At 62.3% G+C, this 19,465-nt stretch carries 17 protein-coding genes, 1 tRNA gene and 2 pseudogenes; 8 read left to right on the top strand and 12 right to left on the bottom strand.

Going from position 1 to position 19,465, the window contains the following annotated elements; genetic code table 11:
* Positions 1-99 precede the first annotated feature (99 nt).
* From AC5PZ0_RS24545 to AC5PZ0_RS24530, 4 genes are all read right to left on the bottom strand, one after another.
* Entirely contained in the window at positions 100-351 is a 252-nt protein-coding gene (locus AC5PZ0_RS24545) for a DUF1653 domain-containing protein (protein ID WP_027596627.1), read from the bottom strand.
* 77 nt (positions 352-428) lie between these two features.
* On the bottom strand, positions 429-1,604 hold the full coding sequence (gene fadA / locus AC5PZ0_RS24540) for an acetyl-CoA C-acyltransferase FadA (protein WP_027596628.1): 1,176 nt from the start codon (positions 1,602-1,604) through the stop codon (positions 429-431).
* Between the two features lie 21 nt (positions 1,605-1,625).
* Positions 1,626-3,773, bottom strand: coding sequence for a fatty acid oxidation complex subunit alpha FadB (fadB, locus tag AC5PZ0_RS24535; RefSeq protein WP_186703866.1), 2,148 nt, complete (start codon positions 3,771-3,773; stop codon positions 1,626-1,628).
* A gap of 513 nt (positions 3,774-4,286) precedes the next feature.
* On the bottom strand, positions 4,287-4,724 hold the full coding sequence (locus tag AC5PZ0_RS24530) for a hypothetical protein (protein ID WP_454242267.1): 438 nt from the start codon (positions 4,722-4,724) through the stop codon (positions 4,287-4,289).
* 110 nt (positions 4,725-4,834) lie between these two features.
* On the opposite strand from AC5PZ0_RS24530, the gene AC5PZ0_RS24525 reads away from it, so the two are divergent.
* A complete protein-coding gene (locus tag AC5PZ0_RS24525; RefSeq protein ID WP_085274209.1) occupies positions 4,835-5,275 on the top strand; it encodes a universal stress protein in 441 nt (146 codons plus the stop codon).
* 128 nt (positions 5,276-5,403) lie between these two features.
* On the opposite strand, the gene AC5PZ0_RS24520 is transcribed toward AC5PZ0_RS24525, so the two are convergent.
* Positions 5,404-7,332 (bottom strand): ATP-binding cassette domain-containing protein, encoded by a 1,929-nt coding sequence (locus AC5PZ0_RS24520; protein ID WP_027596632.1) that lies wholly within the window; start codon positions 7,330-7,332, stop codon positions 5,404-5,406.
* A gap of 220 nt (positions 7,333-7,552) precedes the next feature.
* Between AC5PZ0_RS24520 and AC5PZ0_RS24515 the strand changes: the two genes are divergently transcribed.
* Entirely contained in the window at positions 7,553-9,481 is a 1,929-nt protein-coding gene (locus tag AC5PZ0_RS24515; RefSeq protein WP_027596633.1) for a transglycosylase SLT domain-containing protein, read from the top strand.
* 100 nt (positions 9,482-9,581) lie between these two features.
* On the opposite strand, the gene AC5PZ0_RS24510 is transcribed toward AC5PZ0_RS24515, so the two are convergent.
* Both AC5PZ0_RS24510 and AC5PZ0_RS24505 read right to left on the bottom strand, forming a co-directional pair.
* Positions 9,582-10,382, bottom strand: a complete 801-nt coding sequence (locus AC5PZ0_RS24510; RefSeq protein WP_493855891.1) for an MOSC domain-containing protein — start codon at positions 10,380-10,382, stop codon at positions 9,582-9,584.
* Positions 10,383-10,437: 55 nt separating this feature from the next.
* Positions 10,438-11,373 carry a chemotaxis protein CheV gene (locus AC5PZ0_RS24505; RefSeq protein ID WP_099453380.1) on the bottom strand — a complete coding sequence of 312 codons (936 nt, stop codon included), beginning with the start codon at positions 11,371-11,373 and terminating at the stop codon, positions 10,438-10,440.
* A 350-nt stretch (positions 11,374-11,723) separates the two neighbouring features.
* On the opposite strand from AC5PZ0_RS24505, the gene AC5PZ0_RS24500 reads away from it, so the two are divergent.
* The 3 genes from AC5PZ0_RS24500 to AC5PZ0_RS24490 all read left to right on the top strand — a co-directional run bounded on the left by AC5PZ0_RS24500 (position 11,724) and on the right by AC5PZ0_RS24490 (position 14,147).
* The gene (locus tag AC5PZ0_RS24500; protein WP_265970328.1) at positions 11,724-12,230 is read left to right on the top strand and encodes a histidine kinase; all 507 of its coding nucleotides are present in this window, start codon (positions 11,724-11,726) and stop codon (positions 12,228-12,230) included.
* 371 nt (positions 12,231-12,601) lie between these two features.
* On the top strand, positions 12,602-13,498 hold the full coding sequence (locus tag AC5PZ0_RS24495) for a sensor histidine kinase (protein WP_454242270.1): 897 nt from the start codon (positions 12,602-12,604) through the stop codon (positions 13,496-13,498).
* A complete protein-coding gene (locus AC5PZ0_RS24490) occupies positions 13,488-14,147 on the top strand; it encodes a response regulator (protein ID WP_027596637.1) in 660 nt (219 codons plus the stop codon). Before AC5PZ0_RS24495 ends, AC5PZ0_RS24490 begins: the two co-directional genes overlap by 11 nt.
* On the opposite strand, the gene yegS is transcribed toward AC5PZ0_RS24490, so the two are convergent.
* Positions 14,131-15,018 (bottom strand): lipid kinase YegS, encoded by an 888-nt coding sequence (gene yegS, locus AC5PZ0_RS24485; protein WP_099430046.1) that lies wholly within the window; start codon positions 15,016-15,018, stop codon positions 14,131-14,133. The genes AC5PZ0_RS24490 and yegS overlap by 17 nt on opposite strands.
* Positions 15,019-15,332: 314 nt before the next feature.
* On the opposite strand from yegS, the gene AC5PZ0_RS24480 reads away from it, so the two are divergent.
* Complete coding sequence (locus AC5PZ0_RS24480; RefSeq protein WP_027596639.1) at positions 15,333-16,580, top strand: glycosyltransferase family 4 protein; 1,248 nt, start codon at positions 15,333-15,335, stop codon at positions 16,578-16,580.
* Here the strand turns inward: AC5PZ0_RS24480 and AC5PZ0_RS24475 are convergent.
* Together AC5PZ0_RS24475 and moaB are read right to left on the bottom strand one after the other, a co-directional pair.
* Positions 16,569-17,756, bottom strand: a complete 1,188-nt coding sequence (locus tag AC5PZ0_RS24475) for a molybdopterin molybdotransferase MoeA (protein ID WP_172960421.1) — start codon at positions 17,754-17,756, stop codon at positions 16,569-16,571. The genes AC5PZ0_RS24480 and AC5PZ0_RS24475 overlap by 12 nt on opposite strands.
* Before the next feature lie 22 nt (positions 17,757-17,778).
* Complete coding sequence (gene moaB / locus AC5PZ0_RS24470) at positions 17,779-18,318, bottom strand: molybdenum cofactor biosynthesis protein B (RefSeq protein WP_027596641.1); 540 nt, start codon at positions 18,316-18,318, stop codon at positions 17,779-17,781.
* 185 nt (positions 18,319-18,503) lie between these two features.
* Here moaB and AC5PZ0_RS24465 point away from each other — a divergent pair, with 185 nt between their 5' ends.
* Entirely contained in the window at positions 18,504-18,725 is a 222-nt protein-coding gene (locus AC5PZ0_RS24465) for a YgdI/YgdR family lipoprotein (protein ID WP_027596642.1), read from the top strand.
* 81 nt (positions 18,726-18,806) lie between these two features.
* Positions 18,807-18,883: transfer RNA gene (locus tag AC5PZ0_RS24460), tRNA-Pro, on the top strand.
* Positions 18,884-19,064: 181 nt separating this feature from the next.
* Here the strand turns inward: AC5PZ0_RS24460 and AC5PZ0_RS24455 are convergent.
* A pseudogene (locus AC5PZ0_RS24455) lies at positions 19,065-19,179 on the bottom strand (hypothetical protein); the annotation flags it as partial.
* A gap of 171 nt (positions 19,180-19,350) precedes the next feature.
* A pseudogene (locus tag AC5PZ0_RS24450) lies at positions 19,351-19,465 on the bottom strand (hypothetical protein); the annotation flags it as partial.

The following is a 19,465-nucleotide window of genomic DNA, read 5'->3' as shown; positions in this document are numbered from 1 at the left end:
GATCGGAGTATTCCTGAATCTGAAGATGAAAAACGCGTCAGGTGCCAGACGCGGCACCGCTATATATAGTGGCAAAACAGTGAGGTCAAGCGCGGTCGATCACTCGTGCGACTTGGCCAGCAGCCCAGGCAACCCTTCTTCGGCCTTGACCAAAGCAAAGCGTGGCACCTGCTCGCCGTCAACCTCGACGGACTCCTGGAACATCGAAAGAGGCCGTACCCAGAACCCGTATTCACCATACAGGCATTGGTAGAAGACCATCCACTCTTCAGTTTCGGAGTGCTGCGCAACACTGAAGACACGGTACTCAGGCCCCTTGTAGTGCCGGTATACGCCTGGCTGTATCTGCATGTCGCTCACCCTTTTTAATAAAACCTTTAAAAAACAAAACCGGGGCACAAGGCCCCGGCTGCTGTCCCGCGACGCGATCAGACGCGTTCGAAGACAGTGGTGATGCCCTGGCCGAGGCCGACGCACATGGTCGCCACCCCCAGAGTACCGCCATTCTGCTTCATGACGTTGAGCAGGGTGCCGGAAATACGTGCACCCGAGCAACCGAACGGGTGGCCCAAAGCAATGGCGCCGCCGTGCAGGTTAACCTTCTCATCCATCTTGTCGAGCACTTTCAAGTCTTTCAACACAGGCAAGGCTTGTGCGGCGAAGGCTTCGTTGAGCTCGATGAAGTCGATATCGGCCATGCTCAGGCCGGCACGCTTGAGGGCTTTCTGGGTCGATGGCACCGGGCCGTAGCCCATGATTGCCGGGTCGACACCGGCCACGGCCATGGCGCGAATCACCGCCAATGGCTGGATGCCCAGGTCCATGGCGCGCTGGCCAGACATGACGATCATGCACGAAGCACCGTCGGTGATCTGCGACGAAGTACCCGCGGTGACGGTGCCACCTTTCGGGTTGAACGCAGGCTTCAGCGACGCCAGCCCTTCGAGGGTGGTTTCCGGGCGAATGGTCTCGTCGAAATCGAAGACCTTCAGGAAGCCATTCTCGTCATAGCCCTGCATCGGGATGATCTCGTCCTTGAACTTGCCTTCGACCGTCGCCTTGTGAGCAAGCTGGTGCGAACGCAGGCCGAACAGATCCTGCTGTTCACGGCTGATACCGTGCATTTTGCCGAGCATCTCTGCAGTCAGGCCCATCATCCCGGAAGCCTTGGCAGCATGCAAGGACAGGTGCGGGTTAGGGTCGACGCCATGCATCATGCTGACGTGGCCCATGTGCTCGACGCCGCCAACCACGAATACATCGCCGTTGCCGGTCATGATCGCCTGGGCGGCGGTGTGCAGCGCACTCATCGACGAGCCGCACAGGCGGCTGACGGTCTGCGCCGCCGAGGTGTGCGGGATCGGTGTCATCAGCGACGCCATGCGGGCAATGTTCCAGCCCTGCTCCAGGGTCTGGTTGACGCAGCCCCAGATCACGTCCTCGACTTCTTTTGGGTCGACCTTGCCGTTGCGTTCCAGCAGTTTGGTGATCAGGTGCGCAGACATGTCTTCGGCGCGGGTGTTGCGGTGCATGCCACCCTTGGAGCGGCCCATTGGCGTGCGACCGAAGTCGACAATCACCACGTCTCTTGGATTCAGGCTCATATCAAATCTCTCGCTCTACGCTCAGTTGAAGAAGCGCTGGCCATTTTTGGCCATTTCGCGCAGCTTCGCGGTCGGGTGGTACAGCGGCCCCAGGTCAGCGTACTGATCGGCCAGGGCGACGAATTCGGCGACACCGATCGCGTCGATGTAGCGCAATGCACCGCCACGGAAGGGAGGGAAACCAATGCCGTAGACCAGGCCCATGTCGGCTTCGGCGGCGGTTTCGACGATGCCGTCTTCCAGGCAACGCACGGTCTCCAGGCACAGCGGGACCATCATCCAGTTGATGATGTCTTCGTCAGTGACTTCACGCTGCTCGAACACGATCGGCTTGAGCACGTCGAGCACGGCGGCGTCGAACACCTTCTTCGGCTTGCCACGCTTGTCGGTCTCGTAGGCGTAGAAGCCCTTGCCGTTCTTCTGGCCCAGGCGGTTGGCCTCGTACAGGGCGTCTACCGCCGAACGGCGCTCGTCCTTCATGCGGTCCGGGAAGCCTTCGGCCATGACGTCGCGGCCATGGTGGCCGGTGTCGATGCCGACCACGTCCATCAGGTAGGCAGGGCCCATGGGCCAGCCGAACTTCTCCATGACCTTGTCGATGCGCACGAAGTCGACGCCAGCGCTGACCAGCTTGGCGAAACCGCCGAAGTACGGGAACAGCACGCGGTTGACCAGGAAGCCCGGGCAGTCGTTGACCACGATTGGGTTCTTGCCCATTTTCTTGGCGTACGCCACGGTGGTGGCAACCGCCACTTCACTGGACTTCTCGCCGCGAATGACTTCGACCAGCGGCATCATGTGCACCGGGTTGAAGAAGTGCATGCCGACGAAGTTTTCTGGGCGCTTGAGCGCTTTGGCCAGCAGGTTGATGGAGATGGTCGAGGTGTTGGAGGCGAGGATGGCATCCTCTTTCACCTGGCCTTCGACTTCTGCCAACACGGCTTGCTTGACCTTCGGATTCTCGACCACGGCCTCGACGACGATGTCGACGTGGGCGAAATCGCCGTAGGACAGGGTCGGGCGGATGGCGTTGAGCGCTTCAGCCATCTTGGCGGGGGTCAGGCGGCCTTTCTCGACGCGATTGCCCAGCAGCTTGGAAGCTTCGTTAAGGCCCAGCTGAATGGCGTCTTCGCGGATGTCCTTCATCAGGATCGGCGTACCTTTGACCGCCGACTGGTAGGCGATGCCGCCACCCATGATGCCGGCGCCGAGCACGGCAGCCTGCTTCACGTCACGGGCGATCTCGTCATGGGCCTTGGCCTTGCGCTTGAGCTCCTGGTCGTTCAGGAACAGGCCGATCAGGCTCTGGGCAACCGACGTCTTGGCCAGCTTGGCAAAGCCTGCGGCTTCGATTTCCAGGGCTTTGTCACGGCCGAAGTTGGCGGCCTTCTGAATGGTCTTGATGGCTTCGACCGGCGCTGGGTAGTTCGGCCCAGCCTGGCCGGCGACAAAGCCTTTGGCCGTCTCGAACGCCATCATCTGCTCGATGGCATTGAGCTTGAGCTTTTCCAGTTTCGGCTGGCGCTTGGCCTTGTAGTCCAGCTCGCCGCTGATGGCGCGCTTGATCAGGTCCAGGGCACCGGCTTGCAGCAGCTCAGGGGCGACCACGGCGTCAACGGCACCGACCTTGAGGGCGTCTTCGGCACGGTTTTCCTTGCCGGCGGCAATCCACTCGACCGCGTTGTCCGAACCGATCAGTCGCGGCAGGCGCACGGTACCGCCGAAGCCTGGGTAGATGCCCAGTTTGACTTCAGGCAGGCCAATCTTGGCAGTGCTGGCCATGACCCGGTAATCGGCCGCCAGGCACATTTCCAGGCCACCGCCCAGGGCGATGCCATTGATGGCGGCAACGGTCGGCACTTCGAGGTCTTCGAAGGCATTGAAGATGCGGTTGGCTTCCAGGCTGCCGGCTACCAGCTCGGCCTCGGGCAGCTTGAAGTTGTCGACGAACTCGGTGATGTCGGCGCCGACGATGAACACGTCCTTGCCGCTGCTGACGATTACGCCCTTGACCGAAGCGTCGGCCTTGATGGCATCGACCGCTTCGCGAAGCTCGTTCAGGGTCAGGCGATTGAATTTGTTGACGGACTCACCCTTGAGATCGAACTTGAGTTCGACGATGCCACTTTCAAGAGCCTTAACCGTGATGGCTTTACCTTCGTAAATCATCAACTGATCTCCACGATATGGAAGCTAACTGTACACGCCGGTCGCTGCTGCATCAGGCAGGCCATGCCGCCCTGCCCCAGGCACACCCGTCAGCGCGCTAGTCGGGACTATGAACGAGCCGTGTGACATACAAACGCTCAATTCATACGCCCGTTTGATTTGGGTGTGCACACATTCTCCGAAAAGATCAGCGTTGTCAAATGCTCACGCACTGAGTGAAAACACGACTTTCCGGTCATTTTGTAGGGTCTGGGTACAAAGCATGACGTCAGTGATCGCTGCACATTCATGTCAGCAATTGACCATGGGAAAATAGGCACGTGCCTGCCAAGGGAAGATTTTTCAGCAGATTGCTGGCAGCCGGCTACACTGCCAATGGCTTCAAGCATTCCCGGCCTGCCTGGCCTTTTCTGCGCAGCAGAACGCAAAGCGGCGACTTGGCACCCCACCCCTTCAGGGGCTCTGCCAAGCCGCCGCTTTGTCGTTTAACGCCGCTTTTTAATTGCCGAGGGGTCAGGCGAGGGTTTCGAGGACGTGCGCAATATCCTGCAATACAGATTTATCGCCCCGCTCGGTCCAGTACAAAGCGATCATGCGGGGGTCGGCTTCAACCTTGTAGACACTGGCCGGCAAGCGCGCAAAAGCCTCGGCAAGGCGTGGGTCCTCACACGGCTCGCGCCATTGGTTCCACCACACGCCTGGCGAGACCTGCCAGAAGCAGAAGCTGTCCTCACGCCCCTTGCGCCGCCCACGGTGGTACTGCGGGCAGGGGCTTGGCGGCTCCTTTTCCAGCCAGTGCGGCCATTGCTGAGGCGCTAGCTGCATGGCCAGGCCCATGCGCCGCGCTTCCAGGCGCAGGTTCATCTGCTCGCCCTGCTTGCGCGACGTGCGCAACCAGGAAAGCGGGCTGAGAATTAGCGCAAGGATTGACACCACCAGCAATACCGTCATATCAGTAGACCCCATAAAGCGTTGCAAATGAGCTGGTTAGCCATTTTTCACGGAAGACCCGCCCGAAAGCGACCATACTTCTTCTATCGCGATTGTCAGGAGTACCGCTCATGCAATACGAACATTTGTTGGTCGCCGTCGACCTGACCGAAGAATGCGACCCGGTGATCAAGCGCGCTATGAAGCTCGCGGAACCCTCAGGCGCCAAGGTCTCGCTGGTGCACATCGTCGAACCCATGGCCATGGCATTTGGCGGCGACGTGCCCATGGACCTGTCGCAGCTGCAACAGCAGCAGTTCGACCAGGCCAAGGAGCGCATGGAGCGCTTGTACAACAAATACCCGGGTATCAACCGCGGCGATTCCCACCTGACCTACGGCCAGCCACGCCAGGAAATCCACCAACTGGCCAAGGACCAGAAGTGCGACTTGATCGTGGTCGGCAGCCATGGCCGACATGGCCTGGCTTTGCTGCTGGGCTCCACTGCCAACGACGTGCTGCATGGCGCGCCATGTGACGTGCTGGCGGTGCGGCTACAGAAGAAGGAATGATTTGACCTGTACCGGCCTCTTCGCGGGGCAAGCCCGCTCCCACAGGTACGCCACAAGCCTTGAGACATGTGGCGTACCTGTGGGAGCGGGCTTGCCCCGCGAAGGGGCCGGCTCAGGTTAACCGCTGATCAGCCTTCCAGCTCAGCCCAGCGCTCTACCAGCACATCCAGCTCGCCTTGCAGCTTCTCGATCTGTGCCAGCACCGCCGAAGTCTCGGCGATTGGCCGCTGATAGAAGCCCGCCGCATTCACTTCTTCCTGCGCCTCAGCCATGCGCTGTTCGATCGCGTCGATCTGCCCAGGCAACATCTCCAGCTCACGCTGCAGTTTGTAGCTGAGTTTCTTCTTCGAGGCGTCGGCCACAGCCGCCGCTGGCGCCGGTGCGGCTTGCACGTCCTGCTTCTCCACCACCGCGCTATTGAGCTCGGACTTGCCGCCCTTGCTTTCGGTCACGCCCAGCAGCTTCGGCGAACCGCCCTGACGGATCCAGTCCTCATAGCCACCGACATACTCGCGCACCTTGCCCTCGCCTTCGAACACCAGGGTGCTGGTGACGACGTTATCGAGGAAGGCCCGGTCGTGGCTGACCATCAGCACGGTGCCCTTGTAGTTGGACAGCACCTCTTCAAGCAGCTCAAGGGTTTCCACGTCCAAGTCGTTGGTCGGTTCGTCGAGCACCAGCAGGTTGGCCGGTTTGCTGAACAGCTTGGCCAACAGCAGGCGCGCACGCTCGCCACCCGACAGTGCCTTGACCGGCGTACGGGCACGCTGGGGGCTGAACAGGAAGTCGCCCAGGTAGCTGAGCACGTGGCGGTTCTGGCCATCGATCTCGATGAAATCGCGGCCTTCGGCCAGGTTGTCGATCACGGTCTTTTCCAGATCGAGCTGATGGCGCATCTGGTCGAAGTAGGCCACTTCCAGCTTGGTGCCACGCTCGACCTTGCCCGAGATAGGCTCCAGGTCACCGAGCATCATCTTGAGCAAGGTGGTCTTGCCGGTACCGTTGGCACCCAGCAGGCCGATACGGTCCTGACGCTGCAGGACCATGGAGAAGTCCTTGACCAGCATCGGGCCGTCGGCATGGGCGAAGCTGATATTTTCCAGCACCATGACCTGCTTGCCGGACTTGTCCGCCGCCTCGATCTGGATGTTCGCCTTGCCCTGACGCTCACGGCGCTCGCCGCGCTCGACGCGCAAGGCCTTGAGGGCACGTACGCGCCCTTCGTTACGGGTGCGCCGGGCCTTGATGCCCTGGCGGATCCACACTTCTTCCTGGGCCAGGCGCTTGTCGAACAGCGCGTTGGCGGTTTCCTCGGCGGCCAGCGCCGCTTCTTTGTGCACCAGGAAGCTGGCGTAATCACCGTTCCAGTCGATCAGCCCACCGCGGTCCAGTTCGAGGATGCGAGTGGCCAGATTCTGCAGGAAGGACCGGTCGTGGGTGATGAACAGTACCGCGCCATTGAACCCGCGCAGCGCCTCTTCAAGCCAGGCGATCGCACCGATGTCCAAGTGGTTGGTCGGCTCGTCGAGCAGCAGCAGGTCAGGCTCCGACACCAGCGCCTGGGCCAGCAGCACGCGGCGGCGCCAGCCACCGGACAGCTCGGCCAGGGTCTTGTCGGCAGGCAGCTGCAGACGGCTCAGGGTGCTTTCCACCACCTGCTGCAGGCGCCAGCCGTCACGGGCTTCGAGCTCGTGCTGAACGTGCATGAGTTTTTCCAGGTCTTCGTCGCCCTGGATGTTCTGGCTCAGGTGATGGAACTCGGCCAGCAACGCGCCAACGCCATCAAGGCCCTCGGCCACCACATCGAACACGCTGCGCTCGTCGGCCAGCGGCAATTCCTGCGGCAGCTCGCCGATCTTCAGGCCCGGAGCGCGCCAGATCTCGCCGTCGTCGCCCTTCTGCTCGCCCTTGACCAGGCGCAGCATGCTCGACTTGCCGGTGCCGTTGCGGCCGATGATGCACACCCGCTCGCCACGAGCGATCTGCCAGGACACTTTGTCCAGCAGCGGCATGGCGCCGAATGCGAGGGACACATCGCTGAATTTGAGCAGGGTCATGTTGGTCTCCATAAATCGGGCGCGCATTCTACCTGACTTGGGCCCCCACGGCATTAAGTTGACCACCCGGTGAGGGCTTTACGACATCTGGTCGAACATAATGTCTTGATACAAGCGCTGTGCTTTCATCTGCCGCCGGCAAACGGCTAAGCTAAGGCATAGCTTCCAACAGTGCTGGCTTCGCCGTCACTTCCCCATGGTTCAACTGCCCGGACGTATCATGCGCAGCCGCCTGTTACAGATTGCATCCTGCTTGCTGCTTACCGCCGCCACCGCCAGCGCGGCGCAGGCCCTCGACCTCACTCAACAGCGCCAGTACTACGACGAGGCCAAGCGCGCCCTGGCCAAGGGCGACAAAGGCCCGTACCTGCGCTATGCCCAGCAATTGCGTGATTACCCGCTGACGCCCTACCTGACCTACGACGAGCTGACCGCACGCCTGAAGAGCGCGAGCAACGAAGAAATCGAAGGGTTCCTGGCCAAACACGGCGACCTGCCCCAGGCCAACTGGATGAAACTGCGCTGGTTGCGCTGGCTGGCCGAGCGCGGCGAATGGAACACCTTCGTCAAGTACTACGACCCCAAGCTCAATTTCACCGAACTGGACTGCCTCAACGGCCAGTACCAGCTCAGCCACGGCCTGCGCGCCGAAGGCTATGCCACGGCCGATAAACTGTGGAATGTCGGCAAGTCGCAACCGGCGGCCTGTGACACGCTGTTCGGCATGTGGGCCGCCGAGGGCCAGTTGACCGAGGCCAAGCGCTGGAACCGCACCAAGCTGGCGGCCCAGGCGCGCAACTACGGCCTGGCCAACAACCTGGTCAAAACCCTGACCACCCTCGGCCCGCAAGGGCGCCTGCTGATCGATGTGGCACAGAAGCCCGAGCTGCTCAACCAGCCGTCGCGCTTCACCCCGGTCAACGAGGCCATGTCCGACGTGGTCAGCCTCGGCTTGCGCCGACTGGCCCGGCAGGACCCGGAGCGGGCCATGGCCCTGCTCGACGACTATGCCCAGCGCATGCACTTCTCGCGCGACGAGAAAGTCGCCATCGCCCGCGAGATCGGCCTGACCCTGGCGCGCCGCTACGACCCACGCGCGCTCGACCTGATGACCCGCTACGACCCCGAGCTGCGCGACAACACCGTCAGCGAATGGCGCCTGCGCCTGTTGCTGCGCCTGGGCCGCTGGGAAGATGCCTACGAGCTGACCAAGCGCCTGCCCCAGGACCTGGCCAGCAGCAACCGCTGGAAGTACTGGCAGGCACGCAGCCTCGAACTGGCCCAACCGAACAACCCGCAAATTCCACTGCTGTACAAGACCGTGGCGCGCGAGCGTGACTTCTATGGTTTCCTCGCTGCCGACCGTGCACAAACCCCCTACCAGCTGAACAACAAGCCCCTGGTGCTGAGCCAGCAGTTGGTCACTAAGGTGCGCAATACCCCGGGCATTCAACGTGCACTGGAATTCCATGCCCGCGGGCAGATCGTCGAAGGGCGCCGCGAGTGGTACCACGTCAGCCGCCACTTCACCCGTGACGAGATGGTCGCCCAGGCACGCCTGGCCTATGAACTGCGCTGGTACTTCCCGGCCATTCGGACCATCAGCCAGGCCCAGTACTGGGATGACCTGGACATCCGCTTCCCGATGGCCCACCGCGACACCCTGGTGCGCGAGGCCAAGGTCCGCGGCCTGCATTCAAGCTGGGTGTTCGCCATTACCCGTCAGGAAAGTGCCTTCATGGAAGATGCGCGCTCCAGCGTGGGTGCCAGCGGCTTGATGCAGCTGATGCCGGCCACCGCCAAGGAAACCGCGCGCAAGTTCAGCATCCCGCTGGCCTCGCCGGCGCAGGTGTTCAACCCCGACAAGAACATTCAGCTGGGGGCCGCGTACCTGAGCCAGGTGCACAGCCAATTCAATGGCAACCGGGTACTCGCTTCAGCGGCCTATAACGCCGGCCCCGGGCGGGTACGCCAGTGGCTCAAGGGCGCTAAACACCTGAGCTTCGATGTGTGGGTGGAATCGATCCCGTTCGACGAGACGCGCCAGTACGTACAGAACGTGCTGTCGTATTCGGTGATCTACGGGCAGAAGCTCAACTCGCCGCAGCCGCTGGTGGATTGGCACGAGCGCTACTTCGACGATATGTAAGCCACCCCTTGTAGGAGCAGCCTTGCGCTGCGAAGAGGCCGGTAAAAGCACCGAGGATCCAGGGTGTTTTTACCGGCCTCTTCGCAGCGCAAGGCTGCTCCTACAAGACTTCGACCTTCATCCCCACTTCCAGCACACCACTGCCATCCACCGCCAGGTTCTGCCCGAACAACACATCCCCTTCTTTCTCGCGGAACGTTTTGAGCGTGGTCATGGGCTCGCGGTCCGGGCCGCGTTCGCCGGTCCGTGGATCGATGGTGGTGAAAATGCACCGTACGCTGGGCTTGAGCACGCGAAACTCGAGGGTACCGATACGAATCCGCTTCCAGCCGTCCTCGGCGAACGGTTCTGCGCCCTGTACCACCAGGTTGGGCCTGAACCGCAGCATTTCCATGGGCCGACCAACACGCCGACTGAGCTCGTCCAACGACCCCTGGCCGATCAACAGCAGCGGAAAACCATCCGGAAACGCCGCACGGTCACTGTTCAAGCCATAACCATTGGGCAGGTAACGCGCCCGTTGCTCCGGGCAATACACCAACCGCACGTCCTTGCCCAGCAGCGCCGACAGCCAGCTCGCCGCCGCCTCGCCAGCATCGGGCACCCGCAGGGTGTCGCGCCAGATAGTCACGCCCCGCAAGTCATCGTCGGCAAGCGGTACAGGCACCCGCAACGGCACCTGCCCTGGGGCCTCCAGCAGCAACTGCCCAGCATCGTCATCGCTCGCCCTGAGCTGGCCGAGCTGTGGCCAGGCACGCTGGGTGAGGAAGCGGCCGTTTTCTGCCTCCACCACCATCCAGCGGCGGTCACCCAACAACCCCAACTGGCCGACCGGCGAAGCCTGCAGGCTTTGCGCCTGCCCCGACTTCACCGGGTATCGATACAACTCACTCAGAAACATCCCTGCCGCCTCGCGTCATTCGAAACGCCAAGCTTATACCCGGCAGGGCCAGGGATCACGCAGTAGCCGTATCCAGCAGCAGGCGCTGCTTGACCACCTCGACCAGGCGATCCGGCTGGAACTTGGACAGGAAGTTATCGCAGCCCACCTTCTTGACCATGGATTCGTTGAAACTGCCCGACAACGAGGTGTGCAGCACCACGTAGAGCTGACGCAAGCGGGCATCGCTACGGATCTCGGTGGTCAACCGGTAACCGTCCATCTCCGGCATTTCGGCGTCGGTGAACACCATCAGCAGCTTCTCGCACACATCCTCACCGGCGTCAGCCCAGCTTTTGAGCAGGCGCAGCGCCTTCAAGCCATCACTGGCCACGTGCAGCTTCATGCCCAGTTGCGACAGGGTGTCACGCAGCTGCGCCAAGGCAACGCTGGAGTCGTCCACCAGCAATACTTCACGGCCTCTGGCGCGGGCCAGCACCGGGTCGGCAAGCCGTTCGCCGGAGACCTTGGCGTTGTACGGCACGATTTCCGCCAGGACCTTCTCCACATCGATCACTTCGACCAGTTTCTCGTCGACCTTGGTGATGGCGGTCAGGTAGTGCTGGCGCCCGGCACTGGTCGGCGGCGGCATGATCGCTTCCCAGTTCATGTTGACGATGCGGTCGACGCCCCCCACCAGGAAGGCCTGCACCGAGCGGTTGTATTCCGTCACGATGATGGTGCTGTCCGGCCCGGGTTGCAGGGGCCGCATGCCGATCGCCTGGGACAGGTCGATCACCGGCAGGGTCTGCCCACGCAGGTTGACCACGCCGCAGACAAAGGCATGGCGCTGCGGCATCAAGGTCAGCTTGGGCAGTTGGAGCACCTCCTGCACCTTGAACACGTTGATCGCGAACAGCTGCCGACCTGCCAGGCGGAACATCAGAATTTCCAGGCGGTTCTCGCCCACCAATTGCGTGCGTTGGTCTACTGTGTCGAGAATGCCAGCCATTGGAAACCCCCAGGCTTGAGTCGGAAAAGTGTATTCATCCACCCTGTATCGGCGGGTTCACGCGCACCTTGACCCTTGCGGGAAAATGCCGCGAAGGTAATTGATATCACTTTACCATCATGTTTTACTGCGGGCACATCCAGGCTGGCCTGTGCCCGTTAGCACCTTGTTGCACCCTGGCCTCTCATCAGGGAAACCCTTAGATGCAATCGGGTGCAACCTGATGTTCGCGATATCCATTAGCCATTAATGTGACGCCATTCTCATTGCATGAATGGAGTCAGGCTTTTGTTCGCTACCGTATCGCCGTGCCCGCCCCTTGCCCGCGCCCAACGCGCCCGAGCGTCCTGATGGACAGTGCCTTATCGTTTGAAGGTGCGTTGCAAGACTTTCTGCTGGATGCGCAAGTCTTGCTGAGCCAGTCCCAGGAATGCCTGCAGCACCTGGAACTGATCGACAACGACGCAGACGCCTGCGGTTGCCTGAACACCGCCCTCGACACGCTCGCGAGGCGCGCCACCCGCCTGGACCTGCTCGAAGTTGCCCACTACGCCACCGTTCTGCAGCAATTGCTCGCACCGGCCTGCCAGCAGCAGCGCCTGCAACGTGAAGCCCTGCCCGCAACCGACGCTTGCCTGACCCTGCTGGCCTGGCAACTGGAGCTGATCGACCCGCGCACCGGGCAGCTGAACCTGGATACCGGCGAACAAATCACATTGCTCAATGAGCTGGCCAGCGTGCTCGATCAACCATTACCGCAAGCCTGTGCCGCCTGCGATGAGCGCGGCAGCCACTGCACTCACCCGCATACCGCCACGACGGCCGCCCAAGGCACGCACCCCCGCGTTTCACATTAACTAACAAAAGAGCAACTAAGGGCGTTGTTGGCCAAACTTGGAAGTTTCGCCAACTGTCGCCAGCACTGCGCGCGTGATTATTGCCCTAGTTACACTCGGCATGATTGACAGCCGAATAGCGGCTGGCACTTTGCTATTGACTTGAGTCGGACGAACGTGCCGAAACAGCCCGTAAACATGAGGTTTCAAAGCATTGCCCAACAGCGACCAACGCCGTGTGAAGTGTTACCATGCTCGCCAGCGACCGCCTGCAGCCGGCATCAAGGCTGATTGAGGACGTGCCCCGCAAAACATATAAAGTACTGCGCCAAAGCCTCTGCTAAGACTTGTGCAAGGCCTCCATCAGCAATACTTCAGTGGCTTTTCTATCTATGCTCCCACGCTTGAAGACTCTTCTGCGCTGCTGCTCCCGCACTGCCCTGCTGCGCTGGATGACGATCGTGCTGTGCGTGGCCTCCGTGGTCGCCAACCTGCTGCTGTACATGGCCGGCCAAGCGATACCGGCCAGCCTGTTGCTGCTGCAGGTCGCGGCGATGCTTGGCGTAGGCCTGCACGTGGGCCTGGGGGCCGGGTCGATCCGCCTGCACCCGGCGGAACTGGCCAAGCGCATGCTGATGGTGCAGGAAAGCGAGCGCCAGCACCTGGGCCGCGAATTGCATGACGACATCGGGCAACTGCTCACCGCAGCCAAGCTTCAGTTGCAATGGCTGCAACGGCGTATGCCCGATGAATTGCACAGCCACTGCGACACGCTGCGCACCACGCTCGACAACGCGCTGAGCAACGTGCGCGATGTCTGTGCCCTGCTCAACCCTCGGCAACTGGCCAGCCTGGGCCTTGAGGCCAGCCTGCGCGCGCACCTGCTGCGCACGCTGGAAAAAACCGATGTGCACTGGAGCCTGGTCTGCAATCAACGCCTGGGCGGCATTGACGAAGCCGTCGCCATGGCGGTGTTTCGCATCACCCAGGAAGCCGTGACCAACATGCTGCGCCATGCCCAGGCGCGCAATCTGTCGATCCGCCTGCAACGCAGCCCCGCAGGGCTTGCCTTGACCATTCAGGACGATGGCCGCGGCTTTGTTCCCGCCAGGCACCCGGCCGAAGCAGGGCAACGCGGTTTGGCCGGCATGCAGGAACGGGTGACGGCCTTGCAGGGGCGTCTCGACATCACCAGCCAGCTTGGCGTGGGCACACAGATCGAAGCGCTGTTCCCGTGGCCGCCACGCACCCAGGAACGCGCCAGGAGCTTTACCGCCCATGACCTGTAGACTGCTGTTGGTGGACGACCACTCGCTGATCCGCGCCGGGGTACGTGCACTGGTCTCCGACATCCCGGGCTACTGCGTGGCCGGTGAAGCCGATGACGGCAACCTGCTGCTCGAGCACGTGCGCAACCTGGCACCCGATATCGTCCTGCTGGACATTTCCATGCGCTCGACCAGCGGCCTCGATGCCCTGACACAGCTGCGCGCAAGCGGCAGCACCTGTAAGGTGCTGATCCTGTCGATGCACACCGACCCGGACTTGATCATGCGGGCCCTGGAAAGCGGCGCCCATGGCTACCTGCTCAAAGACACCAGCGCGACTGAACTGGAGCAGGCCCTGAGCGCCCTGCGCAACGGCGAGCGCTACCTCAGCCCGGCGATCGCCCACACCGTCATCAACCAGGCGCTGCTGCATACCCAGCACCGCAAGCAACCGAACCGCGACCGCCACAACCTGACCGCACGCCAGCTGGAAATCCTGCGCCTGATCGTGCGCGGCAAATCCACCCGGGAGATCGCCAGTGGCTTGGGGCTCTCAATCAAGACCGTGGAAACCCACCGTTCGCAAATCATGAAACGCCTGCAAATTCACGATGTGGCGGGCCTGGTGCTGTACGCGGTGCGCGAAAAAATCATCAGCCTGGACGACTGAGCAACGGCGAGTCGACCGGCAAGTGCACCTGCAACGCGGCGGGCTTTGCCTCGAAGCGCAGGCTGTCGACCTGCAGCGGCTCACCGTCGAGGTTGATGTCCAGCCCCTGCGAGCTCTTGATCTCAACCCAGGGCAGCCTGGCCCGGACAAACAACCCATCCCCGGCCAGCAGGTCGCGCAACGCCCCCACCACTTCCTGCGGCGCTGGCAGTATGGCGACATCCAGCAGGCCATCGTCTGCCAGCGCCTCCGGGCACAGTGCCTGCCCGCCGCCGGCTTGCCGGCCATTGCCAATGCCCAGCGCCAGCAGATCACCCTGCCAGTGGAAGTCGGGCCCCTGCAGCTCCACTGAGGCCGCCTGCAACTCGCTGAAGCGCGACAACCCAGTGAACAGGTAGGCCGCAGCCCCCAGGACCTTTTTCAGGTCCTCCGAGGTGTTGGCCGTGACCTGGCTGCCGAAGCCGCCGGTGGCCATGTTGAGGAACAGCTGATCACCGACCTGACCCAGGTCGATAGGCCGCGCCGGGGTGTTCAGCAGTGCCAGTGCGGCGTCCGGCTCCAGTGGCACGCCCGCAGCCTTGGCGAAATCATTGGCGGTGCCCAAAGGCAACAGCGCCAGGCTGGCCTGGGCCGCTGCCAAGCCCATGGCTTCAGCGACATCGCGCAACGTACCATCGCCGCCGCCCGCGACAATATGGGTGTAGCCAGCGGCCAGCGCCTCGCCCACCAGGCGCTGAGCGTCCCCGGCTTCCCAGGTGACCCGCACATCCAGCACCCAGCCGCTCTCGCGCATCGCCAGCACGGCACTGCGCAGCGCCTCGTTCATCGCCTGCTTGCCGTGCAGGATCAACATTGCCTTGCGCCCTTGCATCGCGCTTCTCCATGAAAAAATAGCTAACCCAGATCTCGACCACCGGCACACACCGATCGTTGCATGCCCAGCACAATAACACTGGATTTCACCCATTTTTTACACGCCCGCGAATGCACGGCTATGCTCAGGAAAGCCACCTTTGACAAGTATTTGACCCAGGTGAATAAATTTACCAAAAAGTCAAACTATTGACTTTTTATCACCTGATGTCTGCTCCACCGACAGCCATGGACGCGCCCCGGCAGCAGTGATCGGCTGACTGCCGACGGGCGCGTCTTTTTATCCGCGATCTGTTACGAGGGTTCCGGGTCATGCGCATTCTCTGGACACTGCCCTACTTACCCTGGCCGACCACCAGCGGCGGCAAGACTCGGCAATATCACCTGCTGCGCGAACTCGCCCAGCGTGGGCACCGGATCACCCTGTTGGTGCAGTCCAAGATCCCCCTGAACGATGCGGCCCGTGAAGCCCTTGAACCCTGGGTCGAGCGCCTGATCGTGTTGCCCAGGCGCGCCCTGCACAGCCCACTCAACCTGCTGGCTTCACCGATCATCGACTATCCCATGCGGGCGATCATCAATGGTTTGGCGCCCTGCCTGAGGCACCGCTTCGAGCAACTGCTGGACGAACCCTGGGACGTCATCCAGATCGAGCACAGCTACAGTTTCCAGCCGTTCGAAAAAGCCCTGCAGGCGCGCGGGCTGCCCTTCATGCTCAGCGAGCACACCCTGGAATCGGTGATGGGCGGCGCCTGCCATGACCGCCTGCCGCTGTGGCTGCGCCCGCTCAATGCATTCGACCGCTGGCGCTATCGGCGCTGGGAGCAACGGGTGCTGCGTCAACCCAGCGAAGTGGTGGCGGTCAGCAGCCACGACGCCGAACTGATCGCCCAGATCAGTGGGCGCCCGGTGAACGTGGTGGTCAGTGGCGTGGACTGCGACTTCTACCAGCACGTGCAACCGGCGTTGCACAGCCAGCGCCTGCTGTTTGTCGGCAACTTCGAATATGGCTCGAACCTTGAAGCCATCGAATGGGCGCTGGAAGAGATCATGCCGCAGGTGTGGATGAGTAACCCGGCCGTGCGCCTGGCCATAGCCGGCCACGCCCTGCCGGCCAGCTGGAAGCTGCATTGGAACGACCCACGCATCGAGTGGGTCGGCTACCGCCCCGACCTGCGCGAGCTGCAACGTCGCTCGGCACTGTTCTTCGCCCCGCTGCTGTATGGCGGAGGGTCCAAGGTGAAGCTGCTCGAGGCGATGGCTGCGGGGCTGCCGGTCATCACCACCAGCAAGGGTGTATCAGGGCTGGCCGTGAACAACGGCGAACACTACCTGGGCAGTGACGATGGTGACCAACTGGCCCTGCTGATCACCCAACTGCTCAACCAGCCTTGGCGCATGGCCCAATTGAGCGAAGCCGGCCGGCAATTCGCCCGCCAGCGTCACGATTGGAGTATTGCCGCCCAGCAATTGGAAAACGTGCACATGCGCCTCAACCAGGTGCAACCCGCCAGCGACACACCACTGGCGGGCGGCTGGCTTGGGCGATCAACCAAGTAGCTCGCTGAAAGGGATGAACGGCACACTGTCGCCCTGCTTCGGCGTACTGCCTTCACGCACCTCGACCAAGCCCTCGGCCCAGGCCGCGCTGCGCAGCACGCCAGAGCTCTGGTTTTTGTAGATACGCACCTGGCCCTGCTCGATGCGTGCGCGCAGGTACTCGCGGCGCGTACCTGGCTTGGGCCAGTCGAAGCCCGCTGGCATGTCGAAGCGCAGCGGCGTGACATCAGCCACGCCCTGACGGCGCAACAGATACGGCCGGGTCAGCAACCCGAACGTGACCAGCGTGGACGCCGGGTTGCCCGGCAAACCGATCACCGGGACGCCACGAAAGTGCCCGAAGGTCAGCGGCTTGCCCGGTTTGATCGCCAGCTTCCACAAGGCCAACTCGCCGGCCTCGCGCAGAGCGGCACCCAGGTAATCAGCCTCACCCACGGAAACGCCACCGGTGGACAGAATCAGGTCGACATCACCCAATGCCGCCAGGCATTCACGGGTGCGCGCCAGGTCATCGGGCAAAATCCCCGCATCCCGCACCTCACAACCCAAGCGTTGCAGCCAGCTGACCAGCAAGCGGCGGTTGCTGTTGTAGATTTGCCCTGGCCCCAGGGGCAGGCCAGGCTCGATCAGCTCGTCACCGGTCGACAGCACCGCCACGCGCACTTTACGCACCACATCCAGACGGGCCTGGCCAAGGGTCGCGGCCAAGCCCAGCTCGATCGGGCCCAAGCGTGTGCCGGCGCTCATCACCTGCTCACCCTGGCGTGTTTCCTGGCCTTGCGGACGAATGTTCTGGTCGACCTTCAGCGGTTCGAGGAAGCGCACTCGGCCGTCGTCAGCCACTTCGGCGTTTTCCTGCATTTCGACGCAGTCAGCGCCAGCCGGCACCGGCGCGCCGGTGAAGATGCGGGCACAGGTACCCGGCTGCAGCGGCTGCGGCGCATGGCCGGCGAAGATGCGCTGGCTGACCGGCAAGGGCTCACCCTGCCAGTCCGCCAGGCGCAGGGCATAGCCGTCCATGGCGCTGTTCGGCCAGGGCGGCAGGTCGAGCGAAGCCACCAGGTCACGCGCCAGCACGCGCCCCTCGGCGTCGGCCAGCGACACATTTTCGGTCTCCTGGATGGGTGCGGCCTCTGCCAAGGCCAGCAGCCGCGCCAGTGCGTCTTCCACCGGCATCAGGGGCCGGGCTTGGGCAGACTCAACCACGGCTTTCACAGGCCGCTGCCTGCTTTAGGTGGGGCACGAAATTGCACGGGCGGTGGCGGGCATCGAGCTGCTCGGCCAGGATGCCGTCCCAACCGGTGCGTACCGCATTGGTCGAGCCCGGCAGGCAGCACACCAGCGTGCCATTGGCCAGGCCAGCCAGGGCCCGCGATTGCACGGTGGAGGTGCCGATGTCGGCCACGGAAATCTGCCGGAACAGCTCACCGAAACCGTCCACCTGCTTGTCCAGCAGGCAGGCCACGGCCTCCGGGGTGCTGTCGCGGCCGGTGAACCCAGTACCGCCGGTGATCAATACCACTTGCACTGCGTCATCGGCGATCCAGGTCGCGACCTGGGCGCGGATCTTGTACAGGTCGTCCTTGAGCAATACCCGCGATGCCAGCTGGTGGCCGGCCGCAGTCAGGCGATCGACGAACAGCTGACCGGAGGTGTCATTGTCGAAGGTGCGCGTGTCGCTGACCGTCAACACGGCGATGTTCAGGGGCACGAAGGGGGTATCTGCCTTGGCTTTCATGGGGGTCCGTCACAAGAAGATGGGATGGCGCATTTATAACACAGCACCCCCTGATACAACCTCGTGCCCCTATGGCTTGCCCTTGGTCAATACCCTGGCTTTACCGCTATGCTGCACTGGAAAGGAACTTGCGTGGACGCCCTGCGTCTTAAAGTCATCTAGCACTGTCGCACTGGAGAAACACGATGATTCAACGGACCCTTCCCGCCTTCCTGCTTGCCTTGGGCCTGGGCGCCCTCGCCGGCTGCGCATCGCCGACCGTCATTACCCTGAACGATGGCCGCGAGATCCAGGCAGTGGACACCCCGTCCTTTGACGAGGACTCTGGTTTCTACGAATTCGAGCAACTCGACGGCAAGCGTACGCGCCTGAACAAAGACCAGATTCGTACCGTCAAAGAGCTGTGATTCAGCCGCCCTTTTTGGCAAACGCCCTTTTAACAACAAGGGCTTGCGTGCGAAAAAGGGATGCAGTAGGATTTCGTTCATCGGAGTGTAGCGCAGCCAGGTAGCGCGTCTCGTTCGGGACGAGAAGGCCGCAGGTTCGAATCCTGTCTCTCCGACCAAATCCTATTCAAAAAGCCCGCCTTGCGCGGGCTTTTTGTTGTGCGCGAAAAAATCCCCCTGACCTGTAGGAGCAGCCTTGTGCTGCGAAGAGGCCGGCGCAGGCCTACCCATCAGTGGGTGCCTGTACCGGCCTCTTCGCAGCACGAGGCTGCTCCTACAGTCAGTGGCGCGCAACGCTACTTATTGCTCGGCTTGTACCGGCACATACAGCAGTTGCAGGCGCTCGCTGCTCCACGCTCGGGTCTGGTTGATAGCTGGGCACGATCTGCTTCAGCTTGGCCTGCCATTCAGTTGTGCGTAAGAAATACCGCCGACCTGTAGGAGCAGCCTTGCGCTGCGAAGAGGCCGGCGCAGGCCTACCCATTAGCGGGCGTCTGTACCTGCCTCTTCGCAGCACAAGGCTGCTCCTACAGTCAGTGACGCGCAACGCTACTTATTGCTCGGCTTGTACCGGCACATACAGCAGTTACAGGCGCTCGCTGCTCCACGCCCGGGTCTGGTTGATAGCTGGGCACGATCTGCTTCAGCTTGGCCTGCCATTCAGTTGTGCGTAAGAAATACCGCCGACCTGTAGGAGCAGC

Source organism: Pseudomonas sp. 5.2 (assembly GCF_059025405.1).
This window is presented reverse-complemented; position numbering and strand designations above follow the sequence as displayed.

What these genes read in the sequence shown, in the direction of transcription:
- AC5PZ0_RS24510 (WP_493855891.1), bottom strand. Translation starts at nt 10,382, where the DNA reads ATGTTTCTGAGTGAGTTGTATCGATACCCGGTGAAGTCGGGGCAGGCG.
- AC5PZ0_RS24505 (WP_099453380.1), bottom strand. Translation starts at nt 11,373, where the DNA reads ATGGCTGGCATTCTCGACACAGTAGACCAACGCACGCAATTGGTGGGC.
- fadB (WP_186703866.1), bottom strand. Translation starts at nt 3,773, where the DNA reads ATGATTTACGAAGGTAAAGCCATCACGGTTAAGGCTCTTGAAAGTGGC.
- AC5PZ0_RS24480 (WP_027596639.1), top strand. Translation starts at nt 15,333, where the DNA reads ATGCGCATTCTCTGGACACTGCCCTACTTACCCTGGCCGACCACCAGC.
- AC5PZ0_RS24545 (WP_027596627.1), bottom strand. Translation starts at nt 351, where the DNA reads ATGCAGATACAGCCAGGCGTATACCGGCACTACAAGGGGCCTGAGTAC.
- AC5PZ0_RS24500 (WP_265970328.1), top strand. Translation starts at nt 11,724, where the DNA reads ATGGACAGTGCCTTATCGTTTGAAGGTGCGTTGCAAGACTTTCTGCTG.
- AC5PZ0_RS24520 (WP_027596632.1), bottom strand. Translation starts at nt 7,332, where the DNA reads ATGACCCTGCTCAAATTCAGCGATGTGTCCCTCGCATTCGGCGCCATG.
- fadA (WP_027596628.1), bottom strand. Translation starts at nt 1,604, where the DNA reads ATGAGCCTGAATCCAAGAGACGTGGTGATTGTCGACTTCGGTCGCACG.
- AC5PZ0_RS24465 (WP_027596642.1), top strand. Translation starts at nt 18,504, where the DNA reads ATGATTCAACGGACCCTTCCCGCCTTCCTGCTTGCCTTGGGCCTGGGC.
- AC5PZ0_RS24475 (WP_172960421.1), bottom strand. Translation starts at nt 17,756, where the DNA reads ATGCCGGTGGAAGACGCACTGGCGCGGCTGCTGGCCTTGGCAGAGGCC.
- AC5PZ0_RS24495 (WP_454242270.1), top strand. Translation starts at nt 12,602, where the DNA reads ATGCTCCCACGCTTGAAGACTCTTCTGCGCTGCTGCTCCCGCACTGCC.
- moaB (WP_027596641.1), bottom strand. Translation starts at nt 18,318, where the DNA reads ATGAAAGCCAAGGCAGATACCCCCTTCGTGCCCCTGAACATCGCCGTG.
- AC5PZ0_RS24525 (WP_085274209.1), top strand. Translation starts at nt 4,835, where the DNA reads ATGCAATACGAACATTTGTTGGTCGCCGTCGACCTGACCGAAGAATGC.
- AC5PZ0_RS24515 (WP_027596633.1), top strand. Translation starts at nt 7,553, where the DNA reads ATGCGCAGCCGCCTGTTACAGATTGCATCCTGCTTGCTGCTTACCGCC.
- AC5PZ0_RS24530 (WP_454242267.1), bottom strand. Translation starts at nt 4,724, where the DNA reads ATGACGGTATTGCTGGTGGTGTCAATCCTTGCGCTAATTCTCAGCCCG.
- AC5PZ0_RS24490 (WP_027596637.1), top strand. Translation starts at nt 13,488, where the DNA reads ATGACCTGTAGACTGCTGTTGGTGGACGACCACTCGCTGATCCGCGCC.
- yegS (WP_099430046.1), bottom strand. Translation starts at nt 15,018, where the DNA reads ATGCAAGGGCGCAAGGCAATGTTGATCCTGCACGGCAAGCAGGCGATG.